The sequence below is a fragment of the Polaromonas sp. P1_H6 genome (assembly GCF_056405195.1).
In genome coordinates this window covers 51,321-60,564 of the sequence record NZ_JBFUCN010000027.1, presented here as the reverse complement: position 1 = coordinate 60,564, position 9,244 = coordinate 51,321, and the positions used below count along the sequence as shown (strand labels likewise).

Here is a 9,244-nt window from a genome sequence, read left to right as displayed (position 1 = left end):
GCGTCCCTTCGCTGCGCTACGGGCAACCTGCGGTGCTCGGTTCAGGCGGGGTCTCGCTAAACTCGCCTTCGGCTCAAACAACGCGATCCCTGATCCGCCTGAACCTGCGCTCCTCGGCGCATCCACAAGGGGTGGGGAAGGAATACCAAATCCAAATACTGAAAACCACAAGGACTCGCCTTAGCGAGTCCTTGTTTGTATTTATCTCTTTGTCTCTTTGTCTCTTTGTATTTCTTCTGTTTTCGGCTCCCGCTCCCGATTGCCCCGTCCTGGCTGGGCCGAGGAGCGCAGAGACAAGCGGATCAGGGCCGGCGTTGTCTGAGCGAGGCGAGTTTAGCCGGACCCCGCTTGGCTCGAGCACCGCAGGTTGCCCGTAGCGAAGCGTAGGGACCCAGACTGCGGGTCGCCTTTTTTTGCTTACTTTTTTTGGCGAAGCAAAAAAAGTGAGTCGCATGCCGGGCGACTCCCGGCCAGCAGGACTTAGCAGAGGGCAGGGGCGTGCAAGCCGGCACAAGACCCGGCCAAACAAACCTTACCTCAGCACAGCCAACGCAAACGGCAGGCTGACCACCCCCAACATGGTCGACAAAGTCACCAACCCGGCAACATAAGCCCCGTTGTAGCCCATGCGCGCCGCGAGCACATAGGCACTGGACGCGGTGGGCAACGCGGAGAAGGCCAGCAGTATGGTGGTTTGCACCGGCGACAGGCCAAAGGCCTTGGCCAGGCCCAGCGCCACGATGGGCAGCAGGAAGTGGCGTATCGACAGCACCGCCACCGTCAAAGCCTTGGCTTGCGACAGGTGCGCGAACTGCATGCCGGCGCCGGCCGACATCAGGCCCAGGGCCAGGGAAGCGGCGCCTATGCGATTGACGGTGGGTTCCAGCCAGAAGGGGATGCTGAAACCCAGCAGGTTGGCGGCCAGGCCCGTGGCTGTCGCCACGATGAGCGGGTTGCGCACCAGCTCGCCCAGGAAGCCGCGCTGGGCATGCCTGGCCATGGGCCATACCGCGGCGACGTTGAAGAGGGGTACGCAGACACCGATCAGCACCGCGATCAGCTGCAGGCCCTGGGCGCCGGCCAGGCGGTCGGCCAGGGCCAGGGCGATGAAGGAGTTGAAGCGAAAGGCCACCTGCGCGCTGGCCGCGTGCTCGCGCGCGTCGATGTGGCGGCGCAGCCAGGGCAGGTAGGGCAGGCTGTAGGCCATGGCGATGCCGGCCACGCCCATCAGCAGGCCGGCGCCTATCAGGCTGGAGGCGGCGCCCAGGTCCAGCGGGCTTTTCACGATGGAGTGGAACAGCAGGACCGGAAACAGAAAGTAATAGACCAGGCTTTCCACCTTCTCCCAGACCGTGCGGTTGAGGGCGGTGTAGCGGCACACCAGGTAGCCGCAAACGATGAGGGAAAAGTCGGGGAAAAGAAGCTGGGCGTAATTCACCCCGCCGAGAATAACCGCAATCCCTGCGGGTTTGCCCTTATGCGTAATCCACAACTGGCGAAGCGCGCGGCTGCGATTACCATTTCAGCTGTTTCATCGGAAGGATTTGAACATGCAACGTCGTTATCTCTTTGCCTACTCCGTGCTGTCCGCGCTTGTGCTGGGCGCCGCCGCGGGCCCTGCATTGGCGCAGGGCTACCCCAACAAGGTCATCAAGCTCCAGGTGCCTTTCGCACCCGGCGGCACCACGGATATCGTGGCCCGCGTGATCGCCGAACCACTGGGCAAGGCCCTGGGCCAGAGCGTCATCGTCGAGAACAAGGCCGGCGGCGGCGGCGTGGTCGGCGCGCTGGAAATCGCCCGCACCGTTCCCGACGGCTACACGCTGGGCGTGGCCACGGTGTCCACCACCGCGGCCAACCCGGCCATCAACCCCAAAATTCCGTACAACACGCTGACGGACTTCACGCCCATCATCAACATCGCGGCCACGCCCAACATCATCGCGGTGCACCCAAGCTTTCCGGCCCGCAACTACAAGGAGTTCCTGGCCGAGCTCAAAAAGAATCCCGGCAAGTATTCCTATTCGTCCTCGGGCACGGGCGGCATCGGCCACCTGCAGATGGAGCTTTTCAAGAGCATGTCGGGCACTTTCGTGACCCACATCCCCTACCGCGGCGCGGGCCCGGCCCTTAACGACACGGTGGCCGGCCAGGTTCCCATGATTTTCGACAACATTCCTTCCGCGCTGCCCTTTATCCAGCAAAAACGCCTGATCCCCATCGTGGTGGCCGCGCCGCAGCGCCTGGCGGTGCTGCCGGACGTGCCGACCTTCAAGGAAGTCGGCCTGGAGCCGGTGAACCGCATGGCCTACTACGGCATCCTGGGCCCCAAGGGCCTGCCCAAGGAAGTTGTCGACAAGGTCAGCGCAGGCGTGAAGAAATCGCTGGAAGACCCGGCCGTGCGCAAGCGCATCGAGGACACGGGCTCGCTGATCATCGCCAACACGCCTGAGCAGTTCACGGCCCAGATCAAGGCCGAGTTCGAGGTCTACAAAAAAGTGGTGGACTCCGCCAAGCTCAAGCTGGAATAAATCCGGTCCGGTTCGCCCGGAGCGAGGCTTCCCCGGTCAAGCCGTCGTGCAGTTGAATGCACGGCGGCTTTTTTTGTTATGGTCACCTCCATGCAAGCACAAAGCCAGTCCAGCATCGACGCGTTCATCGACGCGCTGTGGCTGGAGGACGGCCTCTCCAAAAACACGCTGGCGGCCTACCGCCGGGACCTGTCCTTGTTCGCCGATTGGCTGGGCACGCCAAAGCAGGGCGGTCGTGTGCTGGACGCCACGGCCGAGACCGACCTCAACAGCTATTTTTCGGCCCGGCATGCCGCGACCAAGGCAACCTCGGCCAACCGGCGCCTCACGGTGTTCAAGCGCTACTTTCGCTGGGCGCTGCGAGAGCGCCTGATAGACGCGGACCCGACGCTCAAGCTGCAGTCGGCCAAACAGGCGCTGCGGGTTCCCAAGACCATGACCGAAGCTCAGGTCGAGTCCCTGCTGGCCGCGCCAGACGTAGACGCACCGCTCGGGTTGCGCGACCGCGCCATGCTGGAGCTGCTCTATGCCTGCGGCCTGCGCGTGAGCGAGCTGGTGGGCCTCAAGACCTTTCACCTCAGCCTCAATGAGGGCGTGCTGCGCGTCATGGGCAAGGGCCGCAAGGAGCGCCTGGTGCCCTTCGGCCAGGTGGCGCGGGAATGGATCGTCAGCTACCTCGCCGAGGCGCGGCCGGCCATCCTGGGCGGGCAGCAGACCGACGACCTGTTCGTCACCGGCCACGGCAAGGGCATGAGCCGCGTGATGTTCTGGATGCTGGTCAAGAAGTACGCACGGCTGGGCGGCATCCATTCCCCGCTGTCGCCCCACACCCTGCGCCATGCCTTCGCCACGCACCTGCTGAACCACGGCGCCGACCTGCGCGCGGTGCAGATGCTGCTGGGCCACGCCGACATTTCCACCACCACCATTTACACCCATGTGGCGCGGGAGCGGCTCAAGGCGCTGCATGCGCAGCACCATCCACGCGGTTAGGTCGCCAAGGCAAAATCGTGCCCACACTTCATCTCTGGAATATCTTCATGTCGGGATCGATTCGCTTGCACCGCGCGGCACTGTTGCTTGCGTTTTTACTGCCCGTCGGCGCAGCCCTGGCCCAGCCAGCCCCATGGCCGGTTCGCCCGCTGCGCATCGTGGTGGCGTACCCGCCGGGCGGCATCAGCGACGGTATCGCACGGGCGCTGGCCGAAAAGCTGGCGCAGCAGCTGGGCGTGCCGGTCGTGGTGGAAAACCGAGCCGGCGCGGGCGGCAGCATAGGCATGGATGCGGTGGCCAAGGCCGCGCCCGACGGCTACACCCTGGGTTTTTCATCCATCAGCCCCGTGGCCTTGAACCCGCACCTGGGCAAACAGGCCTACGACCCGGCCCGGGACATCGCCCCGGTGGCGAGCGTGATGTATTCGCCCGTGGTGTTGCTGGCCACGCCCGCCTTCGCGGGAAAAGACTTCAAGGACCTGCTGGCCGCGGCCAAGGCGAAACCGGGCAGCCTGCGCTGGTCCACGTCGGGACTGGCTACGGTAGGGCATTTGATGCTGGAGCAGGTCCGCCATGGGGCGAATGTCGAGTTCACCCACGTGCCCTACAAGGGCGGCGGCCAGCAGCTCACCGACGCGCTGGGCGGGCAGGTGGAGCTGGTTTCAACCAATCTCAGCGGCACGGTGATGCAGCACATCCAGTCAGGCAAGCTGCGCCCGCTGGCGGTGGGTGCGCCGGCGCGCGTGGAGACCTTGCCGCAGGTGCCGACCTTTGCCGAGCTGGGCCTGGCGCCGGCCAACCTCACGTCGCTGTTCGGGGTGTTCGCGCCGGCCAGAATACCGGCGGAGTTGCTGCAGCGGCTCAACACCGAAATCAACCAGGCCTTGCGCGCGCCCGACCTGCGCAAAAAGCTGCTGGATGCCGACAATGTCCCGACCGGCGGCAGTGCGGCGGACTTTGCCCGGCAGATTTCCGCCGAGTCGGCCGCCAACGCCCGCATCGTGAAAGCCGCGAACATCAAGGCCGAGTGATCGCCGTCCCGGGCGCCTTCAGGCGGCGTCGCCGTACATATAGTTTCGATTAAAAGGATAGCTGGACTGCGCGCCGGCCAAGGCGGTGTCGTGCACCTCGCCGGAAGGCTTGGCGGCCAGCATCTGGTGCAGCGAGATCCAGCCCTGCTCGAAGCTCATGGCGCTGCCGGCCAGGTAGAGCCGGTAGGCCCTCAGGGTTTTTTCGGCGCGCCCGGCGCCGCCGTCCCGGGCCAGCACCTGGCGTGCCTCGTCCAGCCTGGCTTCCAGTGCATCCGACCAGTTCCACAGCGTGCGTGCGTAGTGCGGCCTGAGGTTTTCGGTGTCGACCATTTCCAGGCCGGCTCGGGACATGTGCTCCAGCACGGCGCTGACGTGCATGAGCTCGCCGCCGGGGAAGATGTATTTTTCGATGAAATCGCCCATGCCGGCGCCGAGCTGGCGGTTCTCCAGGCCGCCGGCCGTGATGCCGTGGTTCATGACCAGGCCGCCGGGGGCCAGCAGGCGCAGGATCTTCTGGAAGTAGCCCGTCATCCGCGCGTGGCCCACGTGCTCGAACATGCCGACGGAAGACACCTTGTCGAAAGGCCGGTCCTCGGGCATGTCACGGTAGTCGCGCAGCTCCATGCGCACGCGGCCGCCCAGGCCTTTTTCCTCGATCAGCCGCTGCACGTGCGCGTGCTGGTTTTTCGACAGGGTGATGCCGGTGGCATCGACGCCGTAGTGCTCGGCGGCCCACATGAGCAAACCGCCCCAGCCGGCGCCTATGTCCAGGAAGCGCTCGCCGGGCTTGAGCATGAGCTTGCGGCAGATATGGTCGAGCTTGGCTTCCTGCGCCTGGGCCAGGGTCATGGCCTCATCGCGGTAATAGGCGCAGGAGTAGACGCGCCGCGGGTCCAGCCACAGCGCGTAGAAGGCGTCCGAAACGTCGTAGTGGAACTGGATTTGCGCCGCGTCGCGGGCATGGGTGTGGGCCGCCAGGGACTTGGCGTGGCGCAGCAGGTGGGACCACCAGCCGGTGTCGCTTTCCACCGGGTTGCCGGGCAGCAGCTTGGTCACCGCGCGCATCACGTCGCGCATGGCGCCTTCGAGCTGGAGCTTGCCTTCGACGTAATCTTCGGCCAGCGCGCCTATCTGGCCGGCCTTGAGGCGGGCGATGCTGGACCAATGGGAAAAAGCCAGCTTGACGGGAGCGTTGGCCGATCCCAGGCGCTGGCCTTGCGGCAGCTGGAGGGCCACGTCCGCGGGCAAGCGCGGCATTTGCGAGGGGATGTCTGGAACCAGGTGCCGGATCATTGCGCAAACTCCTTTTCAAGAGAGGTTTGCAGTCTAGCGCCGTTCGAAAATCCCTGCCGTGATCGTGTGTGTAGGACTTTGCCGCGTTTTTAGTCGGCTGTTTGGCCTGTGCTCGTCCATATTGAGGAGGCGGCAACCACACTGTCCACCTAGAATCGATTTGCGGGGTTTGGGCCCTCTTTGTCGGGCTGAACGAACTAAAAATGGACGATAAGTCTTTTAATAACAAGCACTTGGCTGGGTTTTCAGCGGCCAGGGGCGCCAGCCACCGGTGCGTCCGTGCGACAGAGACCTAACCCTTCTCCCTCCTATCAAACGTTATGCCCCTCTCTATCGATAGCTTGCGGCTTTTTGTCGCCCGACTTGGTGTTCGGCCCGGTATGTGGCTTGGTCCAACGATGTCGCTACGCACATTCGCTGCGGCTATCGCGGGATATGAGACCGCGCTATTTGATGCCGGTGTCGAACCGCTAATTGGGCAAGAGTTCAGCGTGTGGTTGTCAGCCCAATGGAGCGTATCGCCAATCGTCGGCTGGGAGGCGCATGTTGAGGAACGTTTTGGTAATGATGTGAACGCAATCTCTGAAGCAGCCAAACTTATTGAGCAGTGGTTTTGTGTTCGTGACGCGAAGGCATAACAAGGCGGTCGAGACGGACGCCCAAAGGCGGCCACTCGCTACACTCGCGGGCACCCACGGTCGCCACTTACCTCTACGTTAGAAGTCATGACAAATCACCGTGCGATCAACGAAGTTCTGCAGGATCTGGACAGCCTCGACGGACGTCCGGTTGAAATCGAAGGTGTCCTGAGTTCGGAGTCGGAGGGATACCAACTGCTGCACTACCCGACGGCCAAGCGTCGGACGCCTTTCGCGGTTGACGATCACATTTATGAACCCGCCATCTGGATCGCTCCGGGCGATGGCAGCATGCGCTTGAACGCCTCAGTTCTTGACCGGTGGGTCGGGAAGCGTGTTCGCGTGCACGGCATTCTTACGAGCTACCTCTCACTGGCACCCGTGGGTTCCCTCGGAAGGGGCGGCTTCGGACCTTGGGGGTTCTGGCCAGCTCAAGTCGAGCCGTATTCGGTCCAGCGGGTTACCTCCGAGGAGCGGAGAGAGCATGACCTCTAACTCGGTGATCGACAGGGACATCCTATCGACCGGCTTTCGCCGGCCTGCTGTCCGCCGCTCACTTCTACCTTGGAACGCACCATGAAAATATCAATGCTGCTGTCGCTGGCCATTGTCGCCTGCCCGGCGCTTGCCCAAGGCTCTCTTGATTGCAACGCGCAGCTTGGCGAGCCCCAGTTTTCCAACGAACAAAAGTATGTTGTACAGCGGCTTTTGAGCATTGAGCCTCCGCCGGCCAATTCCCCACTCCTTACCAAGTTTTGGACCGATTGGCCCGTCATTCGGAAAGAAGACAAGGAAGGCCAAATCCGTTGCTGGCAAGCCGCCGTTGATGTGCTCGCGAATCTCCAACGTAGTTTTTGGTCAAACGTGATCAATGCGTATCGGAATGGCGATGGATCAATGAGCGTCGAATTGAATACAAACATTGCTCGTTTGGCCGACCTTCCAGCTGCGGCGAAGGTCTTGTTGTCAGTACCCGAAGCGTCCGCATACAAGACTCAAGCGTCCGAATTTCTTGTGGGAGTTGCCGCCCGAAAAGAAGTGGTGTGGATGGGGACAAAAATCCCGCCTCATGCCCTCGACGCGTCCTTGGATACCGGGAATTGGACTCGGGTGGAGCGTTTTTTTGTGCAGGGCCTTGCAGCCCAATGAGTTCGGCCATCTCACGCATGCCATCACCCGTCATCGTCGCGCTTGACTTCGAATCCTCGGCCGAGGCCTTGGCATTGGTCGATCGGCTCGGCCCCGAAGCCGGTCACTACAAGGTCGGCCTTCAGTTGCTCACAGAGGCTGGACCGCAGGTCGTTCGAGAGCTGGTGTCGGCAGGCAAACAGGTCTTCCTCGATCTCAAACTTCATGAGATACCGAACTCCGTGGCCCATGCCGTCAACGCCGCTGGCAAGCTTGGGGTTTCAATGGTCACGGTTCATGCGTCGGCGGGTTCGGCCGTTCTGCGAGCGGCTGCTACTGCTGCCGAGTCATACCCCCATCTAAGAGTCCTTGGCCTTACGGTCATCACAAGCCTTTCTGATGCCGAGCTCCCGGAGATCGGTCTCGCACCATCCGTCAAAGACCAGGTTCTCCGCCTCGCTTCGCTGGCTTGCAAGTCAGGCTGCCACGGTGTCGTGGCTTCCGCCCAGGAGGCCGCCTACTTGCGTGCTTCCTTGCCTGCCGGGGTACTCATCGTCTGCCCTGGCATTCAGCTTGCCCAGGCGGTGGCCACAGACCAGGTGCGCATCTCCACGCCTGCTGCGGCAGCCAAGGCAGGCGCCACCCACATCGTCATCGGCCGGGCCATAGCAGGTGCTTCGGAGCCACTGGCAGCGTATCGGGCAGCCGTCGAGTCATTTCACAATGGCGTGCCTGTGTAACAGGGTCTGCGTATGAGAGATTGAGCGAGGAGGGCGATGTCACCCCAAGGTTTCGGACCCGTTCAGCAAGGCAATTTCCGTCTCGTCAAATCCCGCCTGCCGCCTGGCGTCCAGATTCAGCGGCCCTTTGAGCCGGGGGGCCTCGTACTGCCGGGCCAGCAGCGCATAGGTGGCGATCGGCTCCAGACCGCGCTGGGCGCACAGCGCGCGATACCAGTGGTTGCCGATGGCGACATGGCCTATCTCGTCGCGCAGGATCACATCCAGGATGTCCACGGCCCGCAGTGCCTCGGGCGTGCCGACCTTGCGCAGCTTGGCCTGCATGGGCGGGGTGGCGTCGAGGCCGCGGGCTTCCAGGGTGCGCGGCACCAGGGCCATGCGCGCCAGCAGGTCGCCTTCGGTTTTGGCGGTCATGTCCCAGAGGCCGGTGTGGGCCGGGAAGTCGCCGTAGTCGTAGCCCATGGCCTGCAGGTGGGCGCGCAGCAGGCTGAAGTGCCGGGCCTCCTCGGCGGCAACCTTGAGCCAGTCCAGGTAATAGGCGCGCGGCATGCCGGGAAAGCGCCAGACGGCATCCAGGGCCAGGTTGATCGCGTTGAACTCGATATGGGTCACGGCATGGAGCAGGGCGGCCAGGCCCTCGCGCGTGAAGGGAGATCGCTTGGGCACGTCCAGGTGGGAACGCAGCTCGGGCTGTGCGGGGCAGCCGGGCAGGCCGGGCGGGGCCTGGAGCGCCATTTCGGCCGCTACCTCCAGCGTCTCCGCCTGAGCCATGGCTTGCTCGGCGAGGCGGACTTTTTGCGTGGGATCGGTTTCCAGCAGCGCCCGCAGCGCTTGCTGGCGCAGTTCGGCGGGAGGAGGCTCTGGGGTCATGGGGGAATTGTCGGCGATAC

At 63.5% G+C, this 9,244-nt stretch carries 9 protein-coding genes; 6 read left to right on the top strand and 3 right to left on the bottom strand.

Features of this window, described 5'->3' with window-relative positions:
• Positions 1–532: 532 nt before the first annotated feature.
• The gene (locus AC1D1F_RS20485; RefSeq protein WP_477675651.1) at positions 533–1,438 is read right to left on the bottom strand and encodes an AEC family transporter; all 906 of its coding nucleotides are present in this window, start codon (positions 1,436–1,438) and stop codon (positions 533–535) included.
• Between the two features lie 112 nt (positions 1,439–1,550).
• Between AC1D1F_RS20485 and AC1D1F_RS20480 the strand changes: the two genes are divergently transcribed.
• The 3 genes from AC1D1F_RS20480 (at position 1,551) to AC1D1F_RS20470 (ending at position 4,555) form a co-directional block, all read left to right on the top strand.
• Positions 1,551–2,531: a tripartite tricarboxylate transporter substrate binding protein BugE gene (locus AC1D1F_RS20480; RefSeq protein WP_477697078.1), complete on the top strand. Its 981-nt coding sequence runs from the start codon at positions 1,551–1,553 to the stop codon at positions 2,529–2,531.
• Between the two features lie 90 nt (positions 2,532–2,621).
• Positions 2,622–3,524 carry a site-specific tyrosine recombinase XerD gene (gene xerD, locus AC1D1F_RS20475; RefSeq protein ID WP_477675650.1) on the top strand — a complete coding sequence of 301 codons (903 nt, stop codon included), beginning with the start codon at positions 2,622–2,624 and terminating at the stop codon, positions 3,522–3,524.
• A 47-nt stretch (positions 3,525–3,571) separates the two neighbouring features.
• Entirely contained in the window at positions 3,572–4,555 is a 984-nt protein-coding gene (locus tag AC1D1F_RS20470; RefSeq protein ID WP_477675672.1) for a Bug family tripartite tricarboxylate transporter substrate binding protein, read from the top strand.
• An 18-nt stretch (positions 4,556–4,573) separates the two neighbouring features.
• On the opposite strand, the gene AC1D1F_RS20465 is transcribed toward AC1D1F_RS20470, so the two are convergent.
• Positions 4,574–5,848, bottom strand: coding sequence for a class I SAM-dependent methyltransferase (locus AC1D1F_RS20465; protein ID WP_477697079.1), 1,275 nt, complete (start codon positions 5,846–5,848; stop codon positions 4,574–4,576).
• A 320-nt stretch (positions 5,849–6,168) separates the two neighbouring features.
• Between AC1D1F_RS20465 and AC1D1F_RS20460 the strand changes: the two genes are divergently transcribed.
• The 3 genes from AC1D1F_RS20460 (at position 6,169) to pyrF (ending at position 8,354) form a co-directional block, all read left to right on the top strand.
• Positions 6,169–6,486, top strand: a complete 318-nt coding sequence (locus AC1D1F_RS20460) for a hypothetical protein (RefSeq protein ID WP_477675649.1) — start codon at positions 6,169–6,171, stop codon at positions 6,484–6,486.
• A gap of 576 nt (positions 6,487–7,062) precedes the next feature.
• Positions 7,063–7,635 carry a hypothetical protein gene (locus AC1D1F_RS20455; protein ID WP_477675648.1) on the top strand — a complete coding sequence of 191 codons (573 nt, stop codon included), beginning with the start codon at positions 7,063–7,065 and terminating at the stop codon, positions 7,633–7,635.
• Between the two features lie 17 nt (positions 7,636–7,652).
• Positions 7,653–8,354 (top strand): orotidine-5'-phosphate decarboxylase, encoded by a 702-nt coding sequence (pyrF, locus tag AC1D1F_RS20450; protein WP_477675647.1) that lies wholly within the window; start codon positions 7,653–7,655, stop codon positions 8,352–8,354.
• Positions 8,355–8,393: 39 nt separating this feature from the next.
• Here the strand turns inward: pyrF and AC1D1F_RS20445 are convergent, their stop codons facing one another.
• On the bottom strand, positions 8,394–9,224 hold the full coding sequence (locus AC1D1F_RS20445) for a ferritin-like domain-containing protein (protein ID WP_477675646.1): 831 nt from the start codon (positions 9,222–9,224) through the stop codon (positions 8,394–8,396).
• Positions 9,225–9,244 lie beyond the last annotated feature (20 nt).

Bases quoted from the DNA above. Each gene is read 5' to 3' on its own strand.
- AC1D1F_RS20470 (WP_477675672.1), top strand. From the start codon at position 3,572: ATGTCGGGATCGATTCGCTTGCACCGCGCGGCACTGTTGCTTGCGTTT.
- pyrF (WP_477675647.1), top strand. From the start codon at position 7,653: ATGCCATCACCCGTCATCGTCGCGCTTGACTTCGAATCCTCGGCCGAG.
- AC1D1F_RS20460 (WP_477675649.1), top strand. From the start codon at position 6,169: ATGCCCCTCTCTATCGATAGCTTGCGGCTTTTTGTCGCCCGACTTGGT.
- AC1D1F_RS20465 (WP_477697079.1), bottom strand. From the start codon at position 5,848: ATGATCCGGCACCTGGTTCCAGACATCCCCTCGCAAATGCCGCGCTTG.
- AC1D1F_RS20445 (WP_477675646.1), bottom strand. From the start codon at position 9,224: ATGACCCCAGAGCCTCCTCCCGCCGAACTGCGCCAGCAAGCGCTGCGG.
- AC1D1F_RS20455 (WP_477675648.1), top strand. From the start codon at position 7,063: ATGAAAATATCAATGCTGCTGTCGCTGGCCATTGTCGCCTGCCCGGCG.
- AC1D1F_RS20480 (WP_477697078.1), top strand. From the start codon at position 1,551: ATGCAACGTCGTTATCTCTTTGCCTACTCCGTGCTGTCCGCGCTTGTG.
- xerD (WP_477675650.1), top strand. From the start codon at position 2,622: ATGCAAGCACAAAGCCAGTCCAGCATCGACGCGTTCATCGACGCGCTG.